The sequence below is a fragment of the Vibrio fluminensis genome (assembly GCF_015278125.1).
Lineage (GTDB): Bacteria > Pseudomonadota > Gammaproteobacteria > Enterobacterales > Vibrionaceae > Vibrio > Vibrio fluminensis.
This window is the reverse complement of record NZ_JADILO010000005.1, coordinates 93,732-117,804: the sequence shown is the minus strand read 5'-3', so window position 1 is coordinate 117,804 and position 24,073 is coordinate 93,732. Positions and strand designations below refer to the sequence as shown.

The following is a 24,073-nucleotide window of genomic DNA, read 5'->3' as shown; positions in this document are numbered from 1 at the left end:
GGATAAGCAATGAAATCGACCTACTCTTCCCTAAATTTCGTCTACGACGAAAATACGAATTTGCTCCGCGAGCAGATTAATAGCTTTGCAGCCAGCGAAATCGCACCGCTTGCACAATCTATAGACCAATCTAACGAATTCCCTAGCCATCTTTGGTCTAAGCTGGGTGATATGGGCTTACTAGGCGTGACCATCGACGAACAGTTCGGTGGTGCAGGCATGGGCTACCTAGCGCACGTCATCGCCATGGAAGAAATTAGCCGAGCATCTGCCTCTGTGGGCTTAAGTTATGGTGCCCACTCAAACCTCTGTGTCAATCAAATCCACCGCAACGGCACACAAGCACAAAAAGAGAAGTATCTACCAAAGCTGGTTTCTGGTGAGCATGTTGGTGCACTCGCCATGAGTGAGCCGGGCGCAGGTTCAGACGTTGTCGCGATGCAACTCAAAGCTGAGCGCAAAGGCGATCATTTCATTCTCAATGGCAATAAAATGTGGATCACCAATGGTCCTGATGCCCACACTTATGTAGTTTATGCAAAGACCGATCTTACAGCGGGCGCTAAAGGCATCACCGCATTCATTATTGAGCGTGGCTTCCCCGGTTTTTCTCAAGCCCAGAAGCTCGACAAATTAGGCATGCGCGGCTCGAACACTTGCGAACTGGTGTTTGAGAATTGCGAAGTACCGGTAGATAACATCCTCGGAGAAGAAAACCACGGCGTCAAAGTGTTGATGAGCGGTTTGGATTATGAACGTGTCGTACTCGCAGGTGGTCCACTTGGTATCATGCAGGCGTGTATGGATATTGTGGTGCCATATATCCATGACCGTAAGCAATTTGGCAAATCCATTGGTGAATTCCAACTGGTTCAAGCCAAAGTCGCCGATATGTATACTCAAATGAATGCAGCCAAAGCCTATGTTTATGCGGTAGCTTCTGCCTGTGATCGTGGCGAAACCAGCCGAAAAGATGCCGCAGGCGCGATCCTATTTAGCGCAGAACTTGCTACAAAAATGGCACTAGATGCGATTCAGTTACTTGGCGGCAACGGCTATATCAACGAGTTTGATACCGGTCGCCTACTCCGTGATGCCAAGCTGTATGAAATTGGCGCAGGCACCTCGGAAATACGCCGCATGCTTATCGGCCGAGAATTGTTTAACGAAAGTGCCTAGTGCACACCTTTAATACGCAGCTTTTCTGCATCAACCAGTGCAGAAAAGCTTGTTCACTTAATGGAGAAGCAGTTCATGGCACAGATTATTAGCAAAATAAATCCGCAATCCGAGCAATATCAGCAAAACTACCATTCAATGGCACACTTAGTCGATGAGCTCTACACCGTAGTCAACCAAATTGAAGATGGCGGTGGTGAAACGGCGCGCGAACATCAACGTAAAAAAGGCAAAATTGCAGTTCGCGAGCGTATTCTTGCCCTCCTCGACTCGGGCTCATCTTTCCTCGAAATAGGTCAATTTGCCGCCTGGGATGTCTACCCAGACTATGTACCCTGTGGCGGTGTCGTGGCAGGCATAGGCGTGATCAATGGTACCGAATGCATGATCGTCGCCAATGACGTCACAGTAAAAGGTGGCAGTTACTACCCGCTAACCGTTAAAAAACACCTTAGAGCACAAGAAATCGCGCTTAAATGTCGATTGCCTTGCGTCTACTTAGTCGACTCTGGCGGCGCTAACCTACCAAGGCAAGATGAAGTCTTCCCCGACAAAGAGCACTTTGGTCGTATTTTCTATAACCAAGCTCGCATGTCTGCGCAAGGTATTGGGCAAATCGCTGTTGTTATGGGGCTATGTACTGCGGGCGGTGCGTATGTTCCCGCGATGTGTGACGTTTCAATCATTGTTAAACAGCAAGGCACCATATTCCTCGCGGGGCCTCCTTTGGTTAAAGCGGCGACCGGTGAAGAAGTGAGCGCCGAAGAGCTTGGCGGCGCCGATGTCCACTGCAAAACCTCAGGGGTCGCGGACTACAGCGCAGATAACGATCATCACGCCTTGGAGCTGGCGCGTCGGGCCGTTGGGCAACTCAACGTCCTCAAACCCACTCAGCTTAAACACAAGCCCGTACTCTCTCCACGTTACCCCGCCGAAGAGCTTTACGGCATTGTGGGTAGCGATCTCAAAAAGCCGTTTGACGTCAAAGAAGTGATTGCTCGTATCGTCGATGACTCTCAATTCGATGAGTTTAAAGCCCAATTTGGTGAAACGCTGGTCTGTGGTTTTGCACATATCCACGGCATGCCTATTGGCATTGTCGCCAACAATGGCATTCTATTTTCCGAATCCGCACAAAAAGGGGCTCACTTTATTGAGCTTTGCGCGCAACGAAAAATACCTTTGCTGTTTTTGCAGAACATCACTGGCTTTATGGTGGGACAAAAGTATGAAGCCGAAGGGATTGCCAAACACGGCGCCAAAATGGTGATGGCGGTCTCTTGCGCCGATGTACCTAAATTTACCGTGATCATTGGTGGCTCATACGGTGCTGGTAACTACGGCATGTGCGGTCGTGCTTATGACCCTACCATGATGTGGATGTGGCCCAATGCCCGCATTTCAGTTATGGGCGGTGACCAAGCAGCCAATGTTATGGCGCAAGTCACGCGAGACATCAAAGCACGTAAGGGTGAAAGCTGGAGTGACGAGCAAGAGCAACAGTTCAAGCAGCCGATCATCGACCAATACCAAACCCAGAGCCACGCCTATTACGCCAGTGCTCGCCTGTGGGATGACGGCATTATTGACCCGGTCAAAACCCGCGATGTAGTTGGCATAGCATTATCAGCCGCGTTAAATGCACCGATTCCAGAGAGCAAATTCGGTATCTTCCGCATGTAAATAACATATTGATCTTTATCTACTAAAATTAAAAAGACAAAGGTTCAACGTTAATTTTGACACAGGACGTCATATGACAGGACTACTGCTTGAAAAAGACAGCAACGGCGTGGCTTGGTTAACCCTCAATCGCCCTGAAAAGCACAACGCGTTTGACGATGTGCTGATTGCCAATTTAATCACCAAACTGGATGAGTTAAAACAAGACTCATCACTTAACGCGCTGGTTTTAGACGCGAATGGTAAACACTTTTCCGCCGGAGCGGATTTAAACTGGATGAAATCGATGGCGAGTATGTCCGAGCAAGACAACTTGCGTGACGCGCAGCAATTAGCCTTGCTGCTGCATAAACTCGATACCTTCCCTAAGCCTACCATCGTTATTGCCCAAGGGGCTGCGTATGGCGGTGCGCTCGGCTTAATTTGCTGCTGCGATATTGCGATAGGCACACCTGATAGCCGCTTTTGTCTCAGTGAAGTCAAGTTGGGGTTAATCCCAGCAACGATTGGGCCTTATGTAATGCGCACCATTGGTCAAAGACAATGCCGTCGTTACTTTTTAACGGCAGAGGTCATCGACAGTGATACAGCATTAAACTTAGCGATCCTCCACCATCTTTCCTATCAGCCCCATGAACTTGCCAACAGCATCACACAACAGTTAGCCAGTCATGGTCCCAATGCTTTAGCAGCGGCTAAACAGCTCTGTCTGCATTGTGACAATCAACCTATTGATCAAGCCTTGATTGATCACACCAGCCAAGCGATCGCTTCTGCTCGAGTCTCCAAAGAGGGTCAAGAAGGGCTTAGCGCATTCTTTGCAAAACGTTCACCGGTTTGGAGGTAATATGTTTAAACGAATTTTAATCGCCAACCGTGGTGAAATTGCCTGTCGAGTCATGCGCACAGCAAAAGAAATGGGCGTCGAAACCGTTGCGGTATACTCCGATGCAGACCGCACTAGTCAGCATTGCAAGCAAGCGGATATTGCTGAGTATATTGGCTCATCTCCTGCGAGTGAATCCTACTTAAATATCGATAAGATCATCCAAGTGGCTAAGCAGCATCAAGTGGACGCCATTCATCCCGGTTACGGTTTTCTTTCAGAAAACGCCCAGTTCGCCAAAGCGTGCCAAGAGAATGGGATCGTATTTATCGGTCCACCTGTTGATGCGATTGACCAAATGGGATCTAAATCCCAAGCGAAAGCGATTATGGAACAAGCCAAGGTACCATTGGTCCCCGGCTACCACGGTCAAGATAATTCACTCAAGCACCTTACCGAGGAAGCAAACAAAATTGGCTACCCGGTAATGCTCAAAGCAGTCATGGGCGGCGGCGGTAAAGGGATGCGGGTCGTCAACCGCGCAGAAGAAATGCCATTCGCCATAGAGAGTGCTCAGCGTGAAGCTCAATCGAGCTTTGGCGACCAACAACTCTTAATTGAAAAATGCATCGTAAAACCGCGCCATGTTGAAATCCAAGTATTTGCAGATCAACATGGCCATTGCCTCTACTTATCAGACCGCGATTGTTCAATCCAACGTCGCCACCAGAAAGTGGTTGAAGAAGCCCCAGCGCCTGGATTGAGCGATCAACTGCGTCGTACCATGGGTGAAGCCGCTGTACAAGCTGCCCAAGCGATTAATTACGTTGGGGCAGGAACGGTGGAATTCCTGCTCGATAGCAGTGGCGAATTCTACTTTATGGAAATGAACACGCGCTTGCAGGTTGAACATCCAGTGACTGAACTCATTACCGGTGTAGATTTGGTCGAATGGCAGTTACGAGTAGCATCAGGTGAAGCTTTACCAATTACGCAGCATGACATTGTCCATTCAGGGCACGCCATTGAGCTACGCATTTACGCAGAAGATCCTGCCCGTGACTTTATACCCTCTACAGGGAAAATCCATTATCTCTCTGAGCCAAGCTTTCTTTCGAACGTTCGTGTAGACAGCGGGATTGTACAAGGCGATAGTGTTAGCGAATATTATGATCCGATGATCAGCAAGCTGATTGTATTCGGCGATACTCGCACCAGCGCCATTAGACTGCTTAAAGAGGCATTAAGCCACTATCATGTCCTCGGTATCACCACCAATATTGGCTATTTGCACAGCATTATCAGCCAGGATGCTTTTGCTGACGTTGCTTTGGATACTGACTTTCTAATCACCCACCAAGAGTCGATCCAACAACGACAAACCTGCGAGCACGCAATCTTGCTGACTATGGCGACCATCGCACGCCTAAACCAATCATGCCCACAGCACCGAAAGACGCTACCTGAACCAAGCCGTGAAGGCTTTCGACTCTCGCAGCAGCATGTGTCTCGATTCAACTTCACTCATCCAAATGAAAGTAAGAAAAACGAAAATCACCAAACAGTCATTACCCATACTGGTCAAAGAAACAATCACTTCAAAGTGAATGTGCAAGACCAACTGTACCGCGTGACGACTATTGACACGAATATTGACACGATTATTAAAAATGGCGCGGTCATGACTGTAGAAATCGATGGCGTACGCTACCACTTTCAAGCACAAGTGACTCCAGATTCGACGGCTGTTTTCTATCAAGGGCAAGCCTATGAATTTACTCATCAGCCCAACTATGAATCGGCTCAAGATAACCAAGAAGAGCTCAACCCGACGGCACCGCTCAATGGCATTGTCTCCGCCCTTCTGGTTGAGAAAGGCGACCAAGTCGCACAAGGTGACCCATTGTTAGTAGTTGAAGCAATGAAGATGGAATACACCATCAATGCCACCCAAGCCGCAGTCATTGATGATGTGTTATGTGAGTTGGGCGATCAAGTTCAGCACGGCGCCGTGCTACTGCATCTCTCTACGCCAGATGATGATTCCACTCCGGAGATAAAACATGCTTCCAACCAAAGTTAACATCGTTGAAGTTGGTGCACGTGATGGGCTGCAAAATGAACAGTCAGTCATGCTAGAGGACAAAGTTCGCTTAATCAACCGATTAAGCCACAGCGGACTCAAACACATCGAAGCCGGATCATTTGTGTCACCCAAATGGGTGCCACAGATGGCAGACTCCGCTCAGGTTTTTGCCAACATCCACCAGCAGCCGGGGATCATCTATAGCGCCCTCACCCCTAATCTTGCCGGTTTAGAGCGTGCGATAGAAAGTGGCGTGAAACAAGTCGCGGTGTTTGGTTCTGCTTCCGAGTCCTTTAGTCAAAAGAACATTAACTGTTCTATCGAGGAAAGCTTACAGCGCTTTGAACCTGTGATCGCCCTCGCTCAACAACATAAAATTGACGTACGCGGCTATCTCTCTTGCACCATGGTTTGTCCTTATGAGGGCAACATCAAGCCAGAGCAGACCGCTTTAATCGCCAGTAAACTGTTTGATATGGGGTGCTATGAAATCTCACTCGGAGATACGGTCGGCAAAGCAACGCCGAAACGAGTCGAAGCGATGCTTGATGCACTGTTTAAGCAACTACCAAAAGATGCCTTAGCAGTACATTTCCATGATACTTACGGACAAGCTTTAGCAAACATTTACCAAGCATTGTTGATGGGTATTGGTACTGTAGACAGCGCAGTCGCAGGTTTAGGTGGCTGCCCTTATGCGAAAGGCGCCAGTGGCAACGTAGCAACGGAAGATGTGCTCTATCTTTGTCACAACCTAGGCATTGAAACAGGCGTTGATATCGATGCCATCAACCAAGCTGGCTGGGAGATTTGCCGCGCCCTAGGTAAACAGCCTGTCTCAAAAGTGGCGTTGGCTTTAGGGGAGCCATAGCATTTATGGTAATCCATGCATCCCTATAGCCAATATGTATACGACCATCACATTATCAATGACGTCATAGACAACTCGATAAGGTGCTGTTCGGAATTTTGTCTTATAAGCCGAATGGTAACTGCGAAGTATATAAGATGGAACATATGGATCCCCGAAAGCTCCTTAAGTTTCATTTTAGACTGGCTTTTGATGAGCGGAGCTAATTTGCTCCACTCACTCATTGTAGCGAGAAGTGATTACTCAAGAGAGTTGTTGCCCAAACGGTCAATTATGACTCCCTATTCCTCTATAAATGCCAACTAGAACTCAAAATGCCAAAAGTTAGCAGTCAGGCTAACGCAACTATTAAATGGCATTGTCACATTCTCTTCTTATCTCATAAAACTTCGCAAACATTGGGCTTTCTTTGTCTAAGTCAATTTTACGTATGCGTCTCTGCCCTAAACGAGAATCAAGCAAAGCCAAACACCGTATGAGTAGATTCGGTGACGTTAATGATTCTTCAATTGTGTTATCGCAGTATTCGTCGAGTGATTCATAGTACAGGTACTGACTTAACCTACCCTCTGACTTGAGCTGTTCATGAGCAAGCAGTTGAGCTTGATAGGGCGTGATTACTTCACTTACGAAGACGTCAATTCGTTCATATTCAACTGAGTAAAATGACAGAGTACACATACTCCATACTTCGTTCTTATCGAAGGTGATATAACCACGACCTTGTTGATCATGTGTTGATCTGTAATGTGTTGTGCGCAGTTCTACTCGCCCCTTAACTGAGTCAGCAAAGAAGCTTTCCACCCGCTTCTTACGTTTACTCCACTGCATATTAACCCTCCGACCATTGAACGAATGGCATAGACTGACCATATCGTTTTTCTAACAACGTTTCTATGTCCTTAATAGTAAACAAACTACTTGGTTCCCTGCTAAATACGGTGAGCGCATATCGACTAATTAATACAATTACTGAATTTGAAGTGAAACCGAGCAAACTGTCAGAAGTACCGACTTACTCACCACTTTCAAAGTAAGCAAAAACTTCTGCACCTGTCATATTTTGCGTTTCATTTTCAAAATCATAATATTCTGGCTTTTCATCAATGAATATTTGGTGAGTTAGCTTGAAATCTGCCCCTGACATCAATAGTCCGACAGGAAGATGATACTGATTATTTGGTACTAAAAAGTAGAATAAATGGGTGCCACATTTACCGCAGAAACCTCTTTCTGCCCAATCTGATGATCGATACCTTACAACGTTTGCTTCGCCTGATATTTTAACTGAATCAGCGCAATCGATGGCTAACATCGGACCGCCAGACCAATTTCGACACATACTACAATGACAAGCCGCTAGTTCATTACTGGCGTACTCTACTTCCAACTGAACCAAGCCACATAGGCACTTTCCCTGACCTTTCATGAATCCTCCAATAATTGTAATACGCTAAACTTAAAATTGGCTAAAACGCCTGAACACTATGTTCATTACTATATAAAGTTAGCTAAATTCTTACACTCTAACCACCTGTTGTTCGAAGAGCATTGGCTTTTTGCGCAGCCAACAGAATGTTATTGCCTATTGACAGGTAGAAGGCTCATATGTGTTATAACTAAGCTTTTCGAATTGGCTGACATATATATAGGAAGAAGCTACACGTCAATGCTATCCCTGATGCACTTAACGCATTGAATTCGAGATAGTTTATTAAAGAGGACGTGCCAAAAGTCAGAACAAAAAATGTTCCAAAATAATACACTCTAAACGGTAATAACTTTTGCGAGCATTTTTTACAAATCACTGGTTTATCAGGGGTGAAATTGAGTTTATCCCATACGGTCAAGGGCGCTGAGCAGTTTGGGCACTTGAACATGTGTGTTCCTAACTTATGACTGTATAAAGAACAAACTAGCTATAGTGACCTTCACTTGCAAAGCTGTAAGAATATATTTCGAGGGAGATCATGCTGCCAAGTAGTTATAACGAATGGCATGGATTCCCCTACCCGAGGAACTGCCACACTTAAGTGGTACACATTTGCACCGGAGGCACCATGTCTGATTACTCTTATTTCTGCGGGATTGATTTAGCTAAAAACCACTTCAGCATTCATGCTGTTGACCAACATGATGCTGACTTGCAAAGCATGGGAGACCATATATGTAAGGCACGTAATACCAAAGCCTCTGCATACCACCTTAACCACTAAAACTAACGCATAGTAAAAATGCCACGCGTGCCGAATCACTTTTGAACAATTTGTTATATGCCTAGATTTCACCTACACTCAATGCGCACCATTAATACGCATAGGATTTCTTTATGAGAAACACATATAGCAAACATGCACCTAAAAAGGCCACAAACCTTAGCCTTAACAGTGAGTTACTTGCCGAAGCTAAGCGCCTAAACATCAACCTATCAGCAACAATGGAAAAGGCTTTGGAAAAGGAAGTAAAACAACAATTGAAAGCCGAATGGTTAGAACAAAATGCCGAAGCTATTGAAGCTTGTAACGATCTAACGGCAAAACACGGACTATTTTCCGATTCATACCGAGTATTCTAATGTCACAATTTACGCTTTATAAAAACAACGATAAAAACACCGCAAGCGCTTACCCATATTTTGTTGATGTCCAAAGCGAGTTGCTAGATTCACTGAATACTCGCTTGGTAGTTCCCTTAACTCCTATCGAGCTGTTAGAGAAAAAAGCCCCTAGCCACCTATGCCCTACGATCCATATTGATGAAGGTGACTTTGTGATTCTTACTCAACAAATGGCTAGTGTACCAACTAAAATCCTTACGACCCCAGTCAACGATCTAAGCACGTTTAGAAACGAAATTATTGCTGCTATCGACTTTTTGATTACTGGCATATGACGCCCTGCTAAGTGGCTAGCAACGCATAACACGATACTTAAACTGACTAGAACCAAAATCACCGAGCGTTGATAGTCCGCCTCGAGCAGTTTGATATATGCCTTTACGATTGACCTAAGTATGGTTCCAAGAATGCACTGACTTGCTCTGCACATAAACCAACTTGTACAGAGACACCCGCCTGCCTTAGGATTTCGATACCCTTTCCACTGTTCCGTGAATCTGGATCCAGCATAGCTACAACGACATGCCGTACTCCCGATTCAACTAAGGTGTTTGCACAAGCAGGAGTCCGACCAACAAAGGAACAAGGTTCCAATGTTACATATGCGGTCACACCTTCTTTTGACGCAGAATAGGATTCAAGAGCCTGAACTTCAGCATGGTTGCCACCTATTGATTGTGTAAACCCTTCGGCCACCACTTCACCATTTTTGACAAGAACACAACCAACAGGAGGATTTGGAATACAAGCGGGTAATGCATTCTTAGAAATTTCTAAGGCTCTAAGCATATATTTCTCTGACATTTTTCGTATTCCTTTCATTGGCATATAACGAATGACATGGATTCCCCCTCCCCAGAAACTGCCACACTTAAGTGGTACACATTTGCACCGGAGGCACCATGTCTGACTACTCTTATTTTTGCGGGATTGATTTAGCTAAAAACCACTTCAGCATTCATGCTGTTGACCAGCACGGCAAAGTTTTACTTCATAAATCAGTCACTCGCTCTAAATTGCTGACTACAATAGCAAATATGCCACATATGCGAATAGGTGTCGAAGCGTGTGGTGGTGCACATTATTGGGCGAGAACATGGCGCAAACTTGGGAATAATGACAGCGGGAAGATTCATGTGTTATGCCCGTCTTTCTAACAACGCCATCATTTCCTTTTTTAACTCATCCGATAGGCGTTCGTACTGCGCTTCTGCAACTAGGTTTTCTTCACACATTAGCATGAGCTGAATAAATGCCTTATTCCGAGAATGACCATCAAAGATAAATTTCATTTGCTTTTCAGATGTTTTGGAATATCGGCACATGAAGTGAAACCTTTCCCCTGCCGGTTGCGATTCGTCAGTGATAGTTTCAATAATTTCATTTAGTTGTCTTGCGCAATACAGCTGAATAGCTTCATTTTTAATCTCGCAAAAGACTTTCCAATCACACTCTTTGATGCTCATACAGACCTCCAATAAATTCCATTTTTCACCATAGAGTATAATTCTGTATTCAGGGTTAACCCATAAACTGCTGCCGAGTGAGAACATAATTGGAAAACAACTGTTTAACCATTTTTTGAATAGCACCTTCAGGGGTTAACCGATGAATGTTTAGGGGGACGCCTAGCCTGACCCAACCAATAATGGTTGGCAGCGGAGAGACCGCAATAAGAGATCCTCAATAGGTGTTTGCCCTAAGCAATGCTTAATGACCAAAATGACAAAGCGAAGTAGATAACTTTGATGTTCGAAGAGCATTGACTGCTCACGCAGCCAACAAGGTGCTATTGCCTATTGACAGGCAGAAGGCTCATATGTGTTAGATGCCAGATCTCTAAGGCTAATTTAGTAGTGGTAACGACACGAAATTATCGTTATCGCTTGATCATCGACTGCGTAAATAAGCCTATTAGTGTCATCAATACGGCGAGACCAAAAACCAGATAAGTTCTCTTTTAACGGCTCTGGTTTACCGATGCCCTCAAATGGAGAGCGTTTAACATCATTGATGAGCTTATTGATGCGTTTGAGTGTTTTCTTGTTTTGAGTTTGCCAATACAGATAGTCATCCCAAGCATCATCAGTCCACGACAGTAAACGTTGACTACTACTCATCAACTAACTCTCGTGCTGTTGTTTTACCAGCACGGTACTGTGCAATCGAACGATTTAGGTGTTCAGCGTTTTGAGGAGAGCGTAGTAAGTGAACTGTCTCCATAAGGCTATTGTAGTAGTCTAAAGACATAACCACTGCATCTTCAGAATCACGGCGTGTAATAACTGTTGTATCAGCATCATTAACTACACCGTCTAAAACAGCTTTGAGACCATTTCTAGCTTCAGTAAAAGATACGATTCTCATAAGAATCTCCACATGTACATTAAATGGAACAAGTATAGTCTCCACTACTCTACTTGTACAGTAAATTGAACATGACATGTTGATAAAACAACTGTTTAACCATTTTTTTGAATTGCGCCGGCTGAGGTTAACCGATGAATGTTTAGGGCGACGCCTAGTCTGACCCTATGACAAGTCATAGGCAGCGGAGAGACCGCAATAAGAGATCTTCTATATGTGTTATGTGCGTTTTTATTTGTTCGTCTCTCGTTCATACAATTTTTCAGCAACGGCCCAAGTAACCAGACCTAAAAACAACCCAAGAGCTAGCAACACTACCGCCGATAAGCTGAAATCAATCCAAAATTCAGCCCACGTCCGCACTTTATCAAATAGCATAAAACCAATTGTTTTACCGACTAAGACAGAGCCTCCCGCAATTAAGGTCGTCTTCAAAACGTAATGCCTACGCCCTTTTTTACGAGTTTGTGCCCAACGATGTAATCTCTTGCTTTTCCAATTACCCATTTCCAGTGCTCCCTGCATATCGACGAAAATTCTCTACCACAATTGAGGGAGTTACAGAAAAGAAGAGTTAACGTGCGAACCAGACCAGAATAAGCATCAAAGCATATAAAGATTAGTTAAGACGTGAGCCACGCTTTCACAAAACCCGTCGTAAGCCCCGAAATCACTATACTAAACGCATACTAAAAATGCCAAGCGTGGGGAATCGTTCTTGGTCGTCTTGATACTCATTGAGCCTTCTCCTCCAACTTAGCCTCTCGACTAAGCTGGAAGGCGACGAAACCCAAAATGGAGAAGACTCTATGAGATTCTATAACAACCAGCATAACTATTACTGTGGCATTGATCTACATGCGCGCTTATTCATACTGAGGAACAAAACGGTGTTTGATGAGAAACGATTTTTACCCCAATAAGTCGCACAGTGAAGTGAGCTGAAAGTCTAACTGGTGCTGAGTGAGAACACGTCACTGACTCAAATTTACTGGGATTTAAGCCCGAAAAGGTCGGTTGTGTCAGGTAGTCCAAGCCCGCTTGCTTTGATTAGCCGCTTCATTGGTGCGCATCCATAACAACGAACAGCAAAGTTGCTTACACCTCGGCTGAGCCTGAAGATAACTGGAAAACAACTGTTTAACCATTTTTTTGAATAGCGCCTGCTGGGGTTAACCGATATGTGTCTAGTGACCCTATGACAAGTCATAGGCAGCGGCGAGACCGCAATAAGAGATCCTCAATATGTGTTTGTCGTAAGCAATGCTTAATGACCGAAATGACAAAGCGAAGTAGATAACTTTGTTGTTCGAGGAGCGTTGGCTGCTCACGCAGCCAACAGGATGTTATTGTCTATTGACAGGCAGAAGGCTCATATGTGTTATAAATTTTGTCTACCATTGCCCAACGTGTAATCTTTTCTTATGCAATGAATGGCTAACCATCTAACTATTGGTAAGGCTACTTTGACCCGATTCGCTTCTTTTGAGTAAGGTTCAAAGATTGCGACATTTTTCCCTCTCCTAGTTTTTTTGGAGTGGACTATCGCACAGCGCAATTCGTAGAGCCACCTAGTCAGTTCAGCGGTTAAATCGCTGCTATTCACTTTTAAAGCATCAATCACAACACTTGAAGACGTTGTAATATCTTTCGATAACTCAGCGACTTCTGCTTCGGGTAGATTTGCTATATATGCTTTTATATCAGCTTCACAAACAAGGTACTGAACTACGGCTTTAAGTTGATCTCTTTCAACTCGAGCATTGATGTTAAGTAATGTCGGTGCTTCTTCAAAATAGTACTCAAGAACATTGTAATAACCAACAAAACTACCCAATGGCTTTTATCATTCAAACCCGAAAAGTAATACGATAGAAGCAGCGGATTATACAGCTTGGTACAAGTTACTTTTTCTATAGGTATATCCACATCTAGTTCGCTACCATAAGAGCTAGATAAAGTGTGATAGTCAGCATTTTTGTCAAGATTTCTCAGCCAATCAAGGCGTTCGGCTTGGTGCAAATCTAGTAGCCCTTCACCTAACTCAAATATACGCTTCTTGCCAAAGTAGCCATCTCGATGCTCATTTGGCATTACTTGGATCATGACTTTTTTAAACAATAACTCATGCATCTGGTCAACGTAGTCTTCGATAATTGGGGCAGTATAGTTCTTAGGTATGCACCAATCGCTCAACCCAACATTTTCGTCGATAGGTTCAACACTTATTACCGTTGGATCATTCCCTTGATCTAAAATAAGGGCGCCAGTGTTGGCTTGGTCATAGTGATGATATATCTCGTTATAATCATCTTTCCAAAACACCATCTCACTTATCTTCGTGGTCATACGAGAGGTTAGATTGATAGTACTATACTCGAATAAGTAGTTATCTATGAGGTACTCTACTTGATCATCCGACAACTGAGGAGCTGATATGTCGAACTTAAGAAGTGCGACTGAATCAAGGTTCTTTAGATAATAAAAAGCTTGGCTTGTTAAAATAGGTTCCCCGTGAATTGTAGGGTGAATAATCATCTCATGCTCTAAGCCTTCAAAATAGATGATTTTCTCAATCCCTCTCCCATTGGAAACAGCCAATTTTAAGTTTCTTGATGCCACTGTCGCTAACTCCGATAAATTTATAACGCCCTGTTAAGGTGTGAGCAACGCAATACAAAAGCCACCGCATACCACCTTAAACACTAAACGCAACGCATAGTAAAAATGCCACGCGTTGCGAATCCCTCTTGAACAGTTTGTTAGCCCATTGTAACTGCAGTAAGTTGGCAAGGCATATTGAAAGGTCTTGAATTGTCAAAAGCTTGCTTACTTATGTAGTGGATAATTCCACAACATAACTCATGGAATTCTTTGGCATTGCTAAGAGAACATTGTTCTTGCCAAGAAGCTTTCAATACAGGGATATGTTTAGGCTCAAGAGGTTCGTCACTACTTATTCTGAACTCTTGAGTGCAGAACTCTGACTTACCATGCGCAAGCAAATTTCTGGACTTGAATAAATTTTTTACTATTTCAAAATGTTCTAACCTCAATGCTTCATCTGCATAGATGACTCTGCTTATTGCGTCAAACTTCGCAATTGGAGAAAAACGCAACTCGTCATCAAGGTTATTAAAAGTAACCTTGTTGCTTAACTCATCTCCTAGCAACTTTTCAAACTTAGCCTTTTTATAACCGTGCAATTTTTCGCTTAAGTTTGAAACTAACTCATCAAATTGCCCTTTGAAACCGTAGCCAATAGCAACTCGTGCTTCGAAGTCTAATTCCTTCGGGAGTTTATCAACTGTTTCGAAAACTTCGTTACCGCAATCGTCTAATACTTCATTGACCCTTGTCTGTACATCAAAAATACTCTCACAACAGTAATTGAGGTAACTCTCAACCATGAATGCCGTTAAAGTTAAGACAGTGATACCACCACATATTTCTCCTAACTCTTCATTTAGAATCGAGCGTCTTGCTGATTCATAAAACCAACAATGCGAAAGTATATTCCCTTCAGACCGACCTACATAGGACATCAAATTTTCCTCTAAAATGGGCTAACGCTGCGTTAAGTGGCGAGCAACGCTACCACCCTACCTAAACCATTGTGACATAAACACTTAAACCGAAGTAAGCCTAAAACGCCATACGTTGGGAGTCCGTCTTAAACGCCTTGTTATAACACGCCTCAATGTTTGCGCTTACAAGTTAATACTGTCTTTTGGGTGATGAATACCATCGTAAATTTTGACCGGCTCCAAATCATAAGGATTAACACCTTCAAGACACGCAACATTAATTGCGAATTGATGTGGATTCGAGCGCCTTTGGTGATGAGTGTATATGCCGCAAGTTTTACAAAAGTAGTGCTTCGCCGTCATGGTATTAAATTGATAAAGGGTCAAGTTATCTTCACCTTTTACAATTTTGAGGTTTTCAAGCAAGACAGATGCAGCAATTGCTCCCCGCATCCTACACATAGAACAAGAGCAACGACGAGGGTCTTCTAGCCCATTTGGCATCGTTAGTTCCAATTCAACTGCACCACAATGACATTTTGCATTGTGTACTCTTTTTATGTCCATATTATTGCCTCCATGCTGACACTCCGGAAAGTGTTATAACGCCCAATTAAGGGGTGAGCAACGCTACCTCCCAAACCTAAAGCATTGTGCCATAAACACTAAATTGGAAGTAGAACCAAAATGCCAAGCGTTGGGAATCCCTCTTAAATTGTTTGTTATGTCACTACTTCCTCAATTTTTTCTTCTTAGCTAGAAAAGCTTTAGCTCGATTTCGAACACATTGTTCTACGTCTTTTGCTCCACGCTTTTTACAATGATCATAAAATTTACCAATCTTATTTTTTGATAGTCCTGTTTCTCGAGCTAGTTTTTTAATCGCTTCCCTTCTTACAATCTCGTCAAGAAATCTGGGAACATCAGCCATTACATCTGTTTCACTATTATTATTTTCTGTAGCTTTAGAGGTACTATCGGACTCATTATCAATGTTACACATATTAACTTCCTATAAATTAAGACAATATTACTTTCGGTGACATAACGCCGCATTAAGTGGTGAACAACGCGACCACCCAACCTTAAACCTTGCCACATTTAGCACTGAAGCTGACCTAGGCTGAAATTGCCAAGCGTTGAGAATCCGTCTTAAATGCTTTGTTATGTTTTAGCACAATTCGTTGATTTACTTGGCAAAGAACTGGGATGCAGACCTAGATTTCTGAACCAAGTCACAAGCTCGAACTCACTTGACCGGCAGATGCGCCAAACCAAAAACAAGTAAGTCCACTTCCCTGATAATGAGGCAACTCGACCAAGCTCCAACAAGCGCCCTTTCTTAGCAACAGCAGCGCAGAACAATGACAATTTGCCGACTCAACTGCCAAGGTTATTGGCTGATTGAGAAATACGCCCGAAGCGACTTTGAGCCAGAGAAACAAGACGACCAAACCACTCGAAAACTCGAATGAAGCAACCCGCGAACCTTGGCATGTTTTACGGGTTAAGGGATTTAAGAATGGATCGATAATAGTGATTTGCTGAGTCTACTCCCAACGAATAGCCAAAGGGGCAAAGAACGACTCAAAGGCATTTAAGCCATTGAAATTACATTAAAACATAACGCCGCATTAAGTGGTGAGCAACGCGACCACCCAAGCCTAAACCTTGCCACATTTAGCACTGAAGCTGACCTAGGCTGAAATCGCCAAGCGTTGAGAATCCGTCTTAAATGCTTTGTTATGTTTTAGCACAATTCGTTGATTTACTTGGCAAAGAACTGAGATGCAAAACTAGATTTCTGAACTAAATCACAAGCTCAAACTCACTTGACCGCCAGATGCACTAAAGCAGAAACGAGTAAGTCCACTTCCCTGATAATGAGGCAACTCGGTTAAGCCTCAACAAGTGCCCTTTCTTAGCACAAGCAGCGCAGAACAATGGCGATTTGCCGACTCAACTGCCAAGGTTATTGGCTGATTGAGAAATATGCCCAAAGCGACTTTGAGCCAGAGAAACAAGGCGAGCAAACCACCCTAAAACTCGAATGAAGCAACCCACGAACTTTGGCATGTTTTACGGGCTGAGAGATTTAAGAACTGAGCGATAATGGTGATTTGCTGAGTCTACTCCCAACGAATAGCCAAAGGGGAAAAGAACGACTCAGAGGCATTTAAGCCATTGAAATTCCATTAAAACATAACGCCCTGTTAAGGGGTGAGCAACGCAATACCGAAGCTACCGCACACCACTTTAATCACTAAACTCAACGCATAGGATAAATGCCACGCGTTGCGAATCCCTCTTAAACAGTTTGTTAGATGTTTTTCTCAGAGGAGCATTCAATACCTAAAAAACCCATTCTAAGAGCCCATTTTTCCTGAATCGTCTCCCATTCGCTGAGAACAAAATACCCTGCTCTGTGCCCTTCGATATACTCACCATTATTAAACAATAAATGCTGCACCTCACCAGGGCCAAAGTCGCACAAAACTCTAAAGATATGGTCAAAAAATGCCATAACGACGCGCATAACAATGACCGGGTCATCACCTTGCCACTCATCACTACTGTAAGGGATCTCTAAAAGCTTCGTTCTCCCTAGATCAGCCATTCGTGCAGATCCACCCAACGGTACCCATTCAGCTTTTTTTGACTTGGGATGGACCATAAAATTTCTGATCGACTGTAATTCTTGAATGTTTTGTATTTCTTGTAAGCCGCGGTCGAGTTTTATCTTCTTTTTCTCCCACAGGAAAAATTCAAACTTACTAATGGGCGAAAACTTGTCCACCTCCTTAAATAAACTCTTGGGGAGGCTAAGTGTTTCTAATAAACAGTTGGCTACAACTTCTGGAAGGATAGAAAGGTTAAGAATAGCGGCTCTTGATAAGTGAGCTTCATCATCATAATTTTCTGTTTCAAGGGCTTCAAAGGCTGCTTTGGTGAAATAGATACTATCTCTAAAGATAGTTTCAAACTTACGATCAATATAGTATTTTTCCACTTTCATAATATTTATCTTTCAATCTTGGTACGTGAGCTGACACTCTAAATCTCACATCTAACGCCCTGTTAAGGGGTGAGCAACGCAATACACGAGCCGCCGCATACCGCCTTAAACACTAAAACCAACGCATAGTGAAAATGCCACGCGTTGCGAATCCCTCTTGAACAGTTTGTTAGGCTATTGACCCTCTGAGATTCTCACGTACGTCCCATTGAAGGTGACATTTAGCCCGCCACAACCGTTGTCTTTGCTAACTACGAGGGTATCTTGATCTAACAAAACTTGGAGAGTACAGCCGTCAACGTCATAGTCTATTTGATTACCTTTTAACGTTACAACTCCGTCGATTTCTCCAAAATTTACAAGGCCAGAAGAAGAGTCACCTACCCAAACTGATGTACCAGATAGTTCGTATGTGTTCGAACCCACCTTAGTCAAGTCAATAAAGGCAGTGTCAGTATCCAATTGATCATTGTTATACCGCTCATAATGCCCCTGAAAATCAGGAAAGACTGCTGCATATACAGGCGATGAAATAAGCAACATACTTAGAGCTACGCAAACTGTTTTCAAGCTCAAATTCTCCTCAATAGCCTAACAGTTCTTAGACCGAAAAATTCTATAATTAAATACAGAATTATTCTGCCTAGTACTTTTATGAGATAAACCATACCCCGTTTTTATGCAAAATAACAGTAACTTAAGCAGTGAAACACTTTACCCTAATCCCAAAATACAGACTTTTTCTATATAGCATGAATTGATGTGCCAAACTCCATCTCATGTATATATAAACAGTGGTAGCAAAAATGAAAAAATCACCATTTCTATCGTTTATAAAAGAGTATATGTTGGCTCGGCACTACGCACTTAGAACAGTCGAAGCCTATATCTACTGGATTCATCAATACATTCTTTACCATGATAAAAAGCACCCAAAAAGCTTAAATTCGAGACACGTTGAAGATTTCCTAACGCACTTAGTCGTTAACAAAAAGTCTGCCCAGAAAACCCAAAGCTTAGCGCTCAATGCTCTCGTCTTTTTATACAAAGACATCATTCAAGAACCTATAGATATTGATATGCAGTTCCGTCGCTCAGACAAGTCGAGAAAACTGCCCACAGTGATGACTCCAGAAGAGATTGAGCGACTACTTCGTCATTGCTCACCCCAATACAAACTACATTATCAATTGATGTATGGTTCTGGTCTGCGTTTAATGGAATGTGTTTGCTTACGTATACAAGACATCGACTATGAGTATAAATCTATACGAATATGGAAAAGTAAAGGAGGTAAAAACCGCATAGTTACCCTAGCCCCAGAGCTTTTCCCTGCAATCAAACAGCAGCAATTGAGATCGGCCAGTTACTATCAGCAAGATTTAAATGACGAAGCTTTTTCTGGTGTATATATACCTGAGGCTCTAGCGAGAAAGTATTCAAACGCAGAGCGAAGCCTCAATTGGCAATTTCTTTTTCCTTCTAGCCGTTTGTCTCCGGATTTACAAACTGGCGAGCTACGTAGGCATCATATCCACCCAACCGCGCTACAAAAACACATCAAATTAGCGGGGCTAAAAGCCAAGATTGAAAAGAATATATCGTGTCATACTTTAAGGCACTCATTTGCGACGCACCTTCTTTTAAGTGGTGCTGATATTAGAACTGTTCAGGAACAACTTGGGCATGCGGACTTAAAAACCACGCAAATCTATACTCACATAATTGATCGAGGTGCGAATGGTGTTGTCAGTCCATTATCGAAAATATTCATTCAGTAATGAATGAAATCGATCCACCGCTTGCACGTAACTAACGCTCAATACGCAAAGTTTAAGACGCTCGTTGAGTCGTTTACTATCGACTTAACGCCTCACCGAGCGGTTTAAAATAGGCCTGCAGTGCTTCATAAATAGTCTGTCGATGGTGCAGGTCTGGAAAGACATGGAGTGTTTCAGTGGCTGTCGTGCCTGACACTAAGTAGCTATTCGTGATGCCGGAACAAGATTCTACCGCAGCTTCAAAAGCGCGCGCCATCATCTCCGTCGGAGTCGAAAAATAGTTCGAGCCCATAGTAAGATCGGCTTTCACACTGCGTGAAACATAGTCGTGGCGCTCTTTTCCATCTTCGCTCAGCAACGTTTTATCAAAAATTGTGAGTAGCTTTTCATTCAACGGGTGAGGGAAATGCGCTTTGTTTTTCAGCCAGCAGTCACTGGCAAACAAAATGGTGCGTTGCGGACCAGATCTATCGCCAATATCGAAGGCTTTTTCGGCAATATAGTGGTCAAACGCATGCCAAAACTCATGGGCGAGCGCCCCTGCGCCAGCATTTTTGGCCAACGCTAACTCGCGCTGATTGGGTGCATAGTGCGCTTGAACGCCTTTACGACCTCCAGTACCAAACGCCAAATTTAAGTTACCACGAAGCCCTATTGCATGGGGCGGCAGTGCCAGTATGTAAGCCAAATCCGCCAACGAATCGAAGATCAAGTTCGCCGCTAGGTCTTTCTCTTCCGAGTTTACCCACTTGCCAATACGAATACCGCCAATGCCAAATGTCTGTTTAATATCAATAAACGACACTTGTTCACCATGGCGATAATCAGGACCTTGGCGTGATTTGTATTTAAAGCTTGTTAACTGCAAAGTAGCCCTTGGCTTGAGAACGGATAATCGGCTAATAGTACAGATAGAAACGCTAGAATCAAACTCACTATTCAATAACTACTCTTCTGTGAATTACTCTTCAGTAAAGGACTATTCATCAAACAACCAATGCGCTTTAACTTGATTACGCCCGCTTTCCTTAGCGTCATATAAGGCCGAATCCGCTCTGTCCATGACCGTTTTAAAGCTATCTGCTTCTGCAATATTGGTAATGCCAAGAGACAGAGAAATGACGGTTTGTTTATCTACTGCCATTCTTATTCTGTCGGCAACCTTCAATGCATTTTGAGCGTCCATATCCAGTAGAACAATAAACTCATCGCCCCCCCAGCGAATAAATTCATCACTGTCGCGTAGACAGCCTCTTACGATTTGGGCGACTTGCTGTAGAACTCGGTCTCCTTCCAAATGGCCCGAGGTATCGTTGATAAGCTTAAAGTAATCGATGTCAAATAAGATCATGGAAAACTGACTGTGCCTAATCTGTTGCCAATAGCTGCTTTTGATGATGCTATTTTCTAAATAGTGTCGGTTTCGGCATCGAGTCAGTGAATCGTAAAACGCCGTATGCTTAAGCTTGCCACCTTGATACAAACTGATCCAAAGATTCACAATGACAACGACAAACGTGAGCACTAAGCCCAGTAAGAATGAATAGAAGTGTTCTTTTTTAGATTGGTTATAGTAGTCGGTAAAGTCCATCTTAAGGGCTAGAATTCGGTTAATATCTTCCAAGTAACGGAAATATAATAAGAAGTTCTCTCCGTTTCGATGTTCCCAAAAGATCTGATCTTGCTTCTCTGCCGTCAATAGCAGACTCTTATCCAAATATGGGAAACGCGTAAAAACCGATTCTCCTTTTAAAGATTCCGGCAGTCTCAATTCCCCTTTTGGAGTAAGAAATGCAACGTCAATATTGTCATCTAGCCCCTGCACACGACGGTAATACTCGGTGTAATCGATGCCAACGCCAAGAATGCCAATCACCTCACCATCATCGGCTTTGATTTTGTAGTCATAATAAAACGAGTATAACATCTCATATTCTTGGCTATCTGGGTCATAGAATTGATAGCGGGAGTCTTGGGGCATATCGAGAAACTTTTGTACCCAGATGTCGCGTTCAGACGTGATATCAAGAGAAAGTACACGGCCATAGCTATCGAAGTACAACTGATTACGAACATCGACCAAACCAATGGTTTTAACTGACAAGGATTGAGCTTTTTGTTTGAGATCGGCCAATATTTCATCAACAACGTACCCTTGTTGAATTTTATAGCGATATAATTCTGCTAAAGTCTGGCTCGAATAGGCATAGGTTTCGTTAACGTCTTGCAGTGTTCTAGAGATGTAGTTGGTGGTTCTTTGTAAGGTAGTCTCTGTGGTGTTTTGCCGGAAGACTTTCAAATTCATGTGGTAATGCGCAAAACTCAACATCGAGAACACAATAATGATTAGTAATGCCATCCTTATCGTGTTTACCACATGTTCATCAAAAAACGCCCGCTTAACGCTCATCCCTACCTCTTAAAATCCATTTAACCGAGAGCAAACTTAATAACTTGTGTTCATCTTTCCGTTCGACTCAAACAAGTCTGTTCATTTAGCCGAGAAAGATGCTTAAAGCATTAATTATCAGCTTCTACGTTTAATTTTGAAGAGAGTTAAAAACAAGTCAAATTATTTTACAGTATTGCTTTCTGAAAAGTGCGATGAGGCAGATTACTCAAATAAAAACGTATGTGGCATTGCCACATACGTTCTCGCTGACATTAACTTAAATCAATGTCTTTGGTGCCGAAAAGTAAGGTCGCAAAGAAGCCCGCAACGTAAGAAATCAACAATCCGCCGACAAATACCGCCATACCGACGAAGATGCCCTCGTTTGAAGTCATCAGAGGAATCGCCACGATACCAGAAGGGCCAAAGACAGTGTTTAGACCAACTGGAAGACCTAAGAACGAGACTAAACCGATAAAGAAACCACCAGCCGCGCCACCAATACATGCAGTAACAAACGGTTTTACACGTGGCAGGGTTACACCATAAATCAGCGGCTCACCGATACCCAAAATCCCAGGAATGATCGCACCGCGAATTTGTGTACGCAGCACTGATGCTTTGTCAGATTTCCAGTAAAGAGCTAATGAAGCACCTACTTGACCCGCGCCAGCCATCGCCAAAATTGGGAATAGTGAGTTGAAACCTTGAGCTTCCATTAACGCGAAGTAAACTGGCACGAACCCTTGGTGGATACCAAATACAACGGAAATTAAGAACAGACCCGCCAGTATTGCTGCGCCCAATGGGTTGTCATTGAGGTTCAAGAAGAGCCAAGACATACCTTTAAACAACACGCCGCCAACAGGCATAATAACAATAAACGTCACCGCACCCATGATCAGTAAAGTCACCACTGAAGTAAGGATCATATCAAGGTCATCAGGCATAAACTGGCGAACCAAACGTTCAACTTTGGCACCAATAATTGCCGCAAGTAGCACACCAATAATGTTGCCACGCGGGTCAATTGTAAAGCCAAAGAAGTCACTCATCCCCGAGTAGATACCGGATGTCGCTTCAGGGTTATAGCCAAGTACAAACAAGGACGCGAGAATCGCACCGTTGACTCCCGAACCACCAAACGCTTGCTGGGCGTTGTAACCAATCAAAATGCTCAGGAAGGCAAACAACCCCTTGCCGAAGATTTTCATGTACGCCACAAGGCTAATTACAAATGAGCTCGCATCCTGACCAACAATCATGGTTTGTTCAATCAGTGTTGCCACACCTAAAAGAAGACCAGCCGCGATAAAGCCTGGAATTAACGGCGTAAAAATGGTGGCGAACTTACTGAGAAAGCGTTGTACTGCGCTTGTTTGCTTGCTCTTAACTTGAGATTTCTGCTGTTTAGCGATCGAAGCCAGATCTTGCGTGCTTTGTGCAGGCGCGCTGTCCCACCCACCACCTAGCAACTCGTTCATCATCTCCGATGCTTGCTGCGCTTTACCTGGGCCAACGATGATCTGCAGTTGCTCATCGGATTCAACCACACCCATAACCGCTGCCATCGCATTTAGCGTGCTTTTATCCACCTTGCCGAAGTCTGCGAGAGTTAGACGCAGGCGGGTCATACAGTTGCCCGCTTTGACGATGTTGCCTCCTCCTCCGACCGCGACGAGGATCTCCTTCATGGTATCAATATTTATCTTAGCCATAATGATTTCC

At 43.6% G+C, this 24,073-nt stretch carries 24 protein-coding genes and 1 pseudogene; 10 read left to right on the top strand and 15 right to left on the bottom strand.

Translation table 11 applies throughout. The features are described from left to right. The first annotated feature begins 9 nt into the window (after positions 1-9). The 5 genes from IRQ95_RS06050 to IRQ95_RS06030 all read left to right on the top strand — a co-directional run bounded on the left by IRQ95_RS06050 (position 10) and on the right by IRQ95_RS06030 (position 6,645). Positions 10-1,179, top strand: coding sequence for an isovaleryl-CoA dehydrogenase (locus IRQ95_RS06050; protein WP_194436096.1), 1,170 nt, complete (start codon positions 10-12; stop codon positions 1,177-1,179). Positions 1,180-1,254: 75 nt separating this feature from the next. Further along, entirely contained in the window at positions 1,255-2,862 is a 1,608-nt protein-coding gene (locus IRQ95_RS06045; RefSeq protein WP_194436095.1) for a carboxyl transferase domain-containing protein, read from the top strand. A gap of 73 nt (positions 2,863-2,935) precedes the next feature. Beyond that, positions 2,936-3,709, top strand: a complete 774-nt coding sequence (locus IRQ95_RS06040; protein WP_194436094.1) for an enoyl-CoA hydratase-related protein — start codon at positions 2,936-2,938, stop codon at positions 3,707-3,709. 1 nt (position 3,710) lies between these two features. Then, positions 3,711-5,771, top strand: a complete 2,061-nt coding sequence (locus IRQ95_RS06035) for an acetyl-CoA carboxylase biotin carboxylase subunit (protein WP_194436093.1) — start codon at positions 3,711-3,713, stop codon at positions 5,769-5,771. Next, positions 5,752-6,645: a hydroxymethylglutaryl-CoA lyase gene (locus tag IRQ95_RS06030; protein ID WP_194436092.1), complete on the top strand. Its 894-nt coding sequence runs from the start codon at positions 5,752-5,754 to the stop codon at positions 6,643-6,645. The genes IRQ95_RS06035 and IRQ95_RS06030 overlap by 20 nt, the downstream gene beginning before the upstream one ends. Before the next feature lie 348 nt (positions 6,646-6,993). Here the strand turns inward: IRQ95_RS06030 and IRQ95_RS06025 are convergent, their stop codons facing one another. Both IRQ95_RS06025 and IRQ95_RS06020 read right to left on the bottom strand, forming a co-directional pair. Further along, a complete protein-coding gene (locus IRQ95_RS06025) occupies positions 6,994-7,476 on the bottom strand; it encodes an SF0329 family protein (RefSeq protein ID WP_194436091.1) in 483 nt (160 codons plus the stop codon). Positions 7,477-7,660: 184 nt separating this feature from the next. Next, the gene (locus IRQ95_RS06020; protein ID WP_194436090.1) at positions 7,661-8,074 is read right to left on the bottom strand and encodes a GFA family protein; all 414 of its coding nucleotides are present in this window, start codon (positions 8,072-8,074) and stop codon (positions 7,661-7,663) included. Between the two features lie 631 nt (positions 8,075-8,705). Here IRQ95_RS06020 and IRQ95_RS22185 point away from each other — a divergent pair. The 3 genes from IRQ95_RS22185 to IRQ95_RS06005 all read left to right on the top strand — a co-directional run bounded on the left by IRQ95_RS22185 (position 8,706) and on the right by IRQ95_RS06005 (position 9,537). Then, positions 8,706-8,861: a hypothetical protein gene (locus IRQ95_RS22185; protein ID WP_228481316.1), complete on the top strand. Its 156-nt coding sequence runs from the start codon at positions 8,706-8,708 to the stop codon at positions 8,859-8,861. 113 nt (positions 8,862-8,974) lie between these two features. Further along, a complete protein-coding gene (locus IRQ95_RS06010) occupies positions 8,975-9,220 on the top strand; it encodes a type II toxin-antitoxin system CcdA family antitoxin (RefSeq protein WP_194436088.1) in 246 nt (81 codons plus the stop codon). After that, a complete protein-coding gene (locus IRQ95_RS06005) occupies positions 9,220-9,537 on the top strand; it encodes a CcdB family protein (protein ID WP_194436087.1) in 318 nt (105 codons plus the stop codon). Before IRQ95_RS06010 ends, IRQ95_RS06005 begins: the two co-directional genes overlap by 1 nt. Positions 9,538-9,640: 103 nt before the next feature. On the opposite strand, the gene ribD is transcribed toward IRQ95_RS06005, so the two are convergent. Beyond that, on the bottom strand, positions 9,641-10,066 hold the full coding sequence (gene ribD / locus IRQ95_RS06000) for a bifunctional diaminohydroxyphosphoribosylaminopyrimidine deaminase/5-amino-6-(5-phosphoribosylamino)uracil reductase RibD (RefSeq protein WP_194436086.1): 426 nt from the start codon (positions 10,064-10,066) through the stop codon (positions 9,641-9,643). A gap of 98 nt (positions 10,067-10,164) precedes the next feature. Here ribD and IRQ95_RS05995 point away from each other — a divergent pair. Further along, a pseudogene (locus IRQ95_RS05995) lies at positions 10,165-10,380 on the top strand (IS110 family transposase); the annotation flags it as partial. Positions 10,381-10,401: 21 nt separating this feature from the next. Here IRQ95_RS05995 and IRQ95_RS05990 read toward each other — a convergent pair. From IRQ95_RS05990 to IRQ95_RS05940, 9 genes are all read right to left on the bottom strand, one after another. After that, the gene (locus tag IRQ95_RS05990; protein ID WP_194436085.1) at positions 10,402-10,728 is read right to left on the bottom strand and encodes a hypothetical protein; all 327 of its coding nucleotides are present in this window, start codon (positions 10,726-10,728) and stop codon (positions 10,402-10,404) included. Positions 10,729-11,112: 384 nt separating this feature from the next. Then, the gene (locus tag IRQ95_RS05985) at positions 11,113-11,382 is read right to left on the bottom strand and encodes a Txe/YoeB family addiction module toxin (protein ID WP_194436084.1); all 270 of its coding nucleotides are present in this window, start codon (positions 11,380-11,382) and stop codon (positions 11,113-11,115) included. Next, positions 11,375-11,629 carry a type II toxin-antitoxin system Phd/YefM family antitoxin gene (locus IRQ95_RS05980; protein ID WP_194436083.1) on the bottom strand — a complete coding sequence of 85 codons (255 nt, stop codon included), beginning with the start codon at positions 11,627-11,629 and terminating at the stop codon, positions 11,375-11,377. Before IRQ95_RS05980 ends, IRQ95_RS05985 begins: the two co-directional genes overlap by 8 nt. A 231-nt stretch (positions 11,630-11,860) precedes the next feature. Then, entirely contained in the window at positions 11,861-12,136 is a 276-nt protein-coding gene (locus IRQ95_RS05975; protein ID WP_194436082.1) for a hypothetical protein, read from the bottom strand. 1,221 nt (positions 12,137-13,357) lie between these two features. Further along, on the bottom strand, positions 13,358-14,251 hold the full coding sequence (locus IRQ95_RS05970; RefSeq protein ID WP_194436081.1) for a hypothetical protein: 894 nt from the start codon (positions 14,249-14,251) through the stop codon (positions 13,358-13,360). A gap of 140 nt (positions 14,252-14,391) precedes the next feature. Then, positions 14,392-15,174 (bottom strand): hypothetical protein, encoded by a 783-nt coding sequence (locus tag IRQ95_RS05960; RefSeq protein WP_194436080.1) that lies wholly within the window; start codon positions 15,172-15,174, stop codon positions 14,392-14,394. A 165-nt stretch (positions 15,175-15,339) separates the two neighbouring features. Continuing rightward, positions 15,340-15,723, bottom strand: a complete 384-nt coding sequence (locus IRQ95_RS05955) for a GFA family protein (RefSeq protein WP_194436079.1) — start codon at positions 15,721-15,723, stop codon at positions 15,340-15,342. 163 nt (positions 15,724-15,886) lie between these two features. Further along, positions 15,887-16,159, bottom strand: coding sequence for a hypothetical protein (locus IRQ95_RS05950; RefSeq protein WP_194436078.1), 273 nt, complete (start codon positions 16,157-16,159; stop codon positions 15,887-15,889). Positions 16,160-17,476: 1,317 nt separating this feature from the next. Continuing rightward, positions 17,477-18,172 (bottom strand): hypothetical protein, encoded by a 696-nt coding sequence (locus tag IRQ95_RS05940; RefSeq protein WP_194436077.1) that lies wholly within the window; start codon positions 18,170-18,172, stop codon positions 17,477-17,479. A gap of 806 nt (positions 18,173-18,978) precedes the next feature. Here IRQ95_RS05940 and IRQ95_RS05930 point away from each other — a divergent pair. Next, positions 18,979-19,953 carry an integron integrase gene (locus IRQ95_RS05930; protein ID WP_194436076.1) on the top strand — a complete coding sequence of 325 codons (975 nt, stop codon included), beginning with the start codon at positions 18,979-18,981 and terminating at the stop codon, positions 19,951-19,953. A gap of 76 nt (positions 19,954-20,029) precedes the next feature. Here IRQ95_RS05930 and IRQ95_RS05925 read toward each other — a convergent pair whose 3' ends face one another. The 3 genes from IRQ95_RS05925 to murP form a co-directional block, all read right to left on the bottom strand. Beyond that, positions 20,030-20,821: a CLCA_X family protein gene (locus tag IRQ95_RS05925; RefSeq protein WP_194436143.1), complete on the bottom strand. Its 792-nt coding sequence runs from the start codon at positions 20,819-20,821 to the stop codon at positions 20,030-20,032. 111 nt (positions 20,822-20,932) lie between these two features. Further along, complete coding sequence (locus tag IRQ95_RS05920) at positions 20,933-22,363, bottom strand: sensor domain-containing diguanylate cyclase (RefSeq protein ID WP_194436075.1); 1,431 nt, start codon at positions 22,361-22,363, stop codon at positions 20,933-20,935. Between the two features lie 254 nt (positions 22,364-22,617). Further along, the gene (murP, locus tag IRQ95_RS05915; protein WP_194436074.1) at positions 22,618-24,063 is read right to left on the bottom strand and encodes a PTS N-acetylmuramic acid transporter subunit IIBC; all 1,446 of its coding nucleotides are present in this window, start codon (positions 24,061-24,063) and stop codon (positions 22,618-22,620) included. Between the last annotated feature and the right edge of the window lie 10 nt (positions 24,064-24,073).

Bases quoted from the DNA above. Each gene is read 5' to 3' on its own strand.
- IRQ95_RS06050 (WP_194436096.1), top strand. From the start codon at position 10: ATGAAATCGACCTACTCTTCCCTAAATTTCGTCTACGACGAAAATACG.
- IRQ95_RS05950 (WP_194436078.1), bottom strand. From the start codon at position 16,159: ATGTGTAACATTGATAATGAGTCCGATAGTACCTCTAAAGCTACAGAA.
- IRQ95_RS22185 (WP_228481316.1), top strand. From the start codon at position 8,706: ATGTCTGATTACTCTTATTTCTGCGGGATTGATTTAGCTAAAAACCAC.
- IRQ95_RS06035 (WP_194436093.1), top strand. From the start codon at position 3,711: ATGTTTAAACGAATTTTAATCGCCAACCGTGGTGAAATTGCCTGTCGA.
- IRQ95_RS05985 (WP_194436084.1), bottom strand. From the start codon at position 11,382: ATGAGTAGTAGTCAACGTTTACTGTCGTGGACTGATGATGCTTGGGAT.
- IRQ95_RS05980 (WP_194436083.1), bottom strand. From the start codon at position 11,629: ATGAGAATCGTATCTTTTACTGAAGCTAGAAATGGTCTCAAAGCTGTT.
- IRQ95_RS05960 (WP_194436080.1), bottom strand. From the start codon at position 15,174: ATGTCCTATGTAGGTCGGTCTGAAGGGAATATACTTTCGCATTGTTGG.
- IRQ95_RS06020 (WP_194436090.1), bottom strand. From the start codon at position 8,074: ATGAAAGGTCAGGGAAAGTGCCTATGTGGCTTGGTTCAGTTGGAAGTA.
- IRQ95_RS06040 (WP_194436094.1), top strand. From the start codon at position 2,936: ATGACAGGACTACTGCTTGAAAAAGACAGCAACGGCGTGGCTTGGTTA.
- IRQ95_RS05920 (WP_194436075.1), bottom strand. From the start codon at position 22,363: ATGAGCGTTAAGCGGGCGTTTTTTGATGAACATGTGGTAAACACGATA.
- IRQ95_RS06030 (WP_194436092.1), top strand. From the start codon at position 5,752: ATGCTTCCAACCAAAGTTAACATCGTTGAAGTTGGTGCACGTGATGGG.
- IRQ95_RS05975 (WP_194436082.1), bottom strand. From the start codon at position 12,136: ATGGGTAATTGGAAAAGCAAGAGATTACATCGTTGGGCACAAACTCGT.
- ribD (WP_194436086.1), bottom strand. From the start codon at position 10,066: ATGTCAGAGAAATATATGCTTAGAGCCTTAGAAATTTCTAAGAATGCA.
- IRQ95_RS05930 (WP_194436076.1), top strand. From the start codon at position 18,979: ATGAAAAAATCACCATTTCTATCGTTTATAAAAGAGTATATGTTGGCT.
- murP (WP_194436074.1), bottom strand. From the start codon at position 24,063: ATGGCTAAGATAAATATTGATACCATGAAGGAGATCCTCGTCGCGGTC.
- IRQ95_RS05990 (WP_194436085.1), bottom strand. From the start codon at position 10,728: ATGAGCATCAAAGAGTGTGATTGGAAAGTCTTTTGCGAGATTAAAAAT.
- IRQ95_RS06010 (WP_194436088.1), top strand. From the start codon at position 8,975: ATGAGAAACACATATAGCAAACATGCACCTAAAAAGGCCACAAACCTT.
- IRQ95_RS06045 (WP_194436095.1), top strand. From the start codon at position 1,255: ATGGCACAGATTATTAGCAAAATAAATCCGCAATCCGAGCAATATCAG.
- IRQ95_RS06005 (WP_194436087.1), top strand. From the start codon at position 9,220: ATGTCACAATTTACGCTTTATAAAAACAACGATAAAAACACCGCAAGC.
- IRQ95_RS06025 (WP_194436091.1), bottom strand. From the start codon at position 7,476: ATGCAGTGGAGTAAACGTAAGAAGCGGGTGGAAAGCTTCTTTGCTGAC.
- IRQ95_RS05940 (WP_194436077.1), bottom strand. From the start codon at position 18,172: ATGAAAGTGGAAAAATACTATATTGATCGTAAGTTTGAAACTATCTTT.
- IRQ95_RS05955 (WP_194436079.1), bottom strand. From the start codon at position 15,723: ATGGACATAAAAAGAGTACACAATGCAAAATGTCATTGTGGTGCAGTT.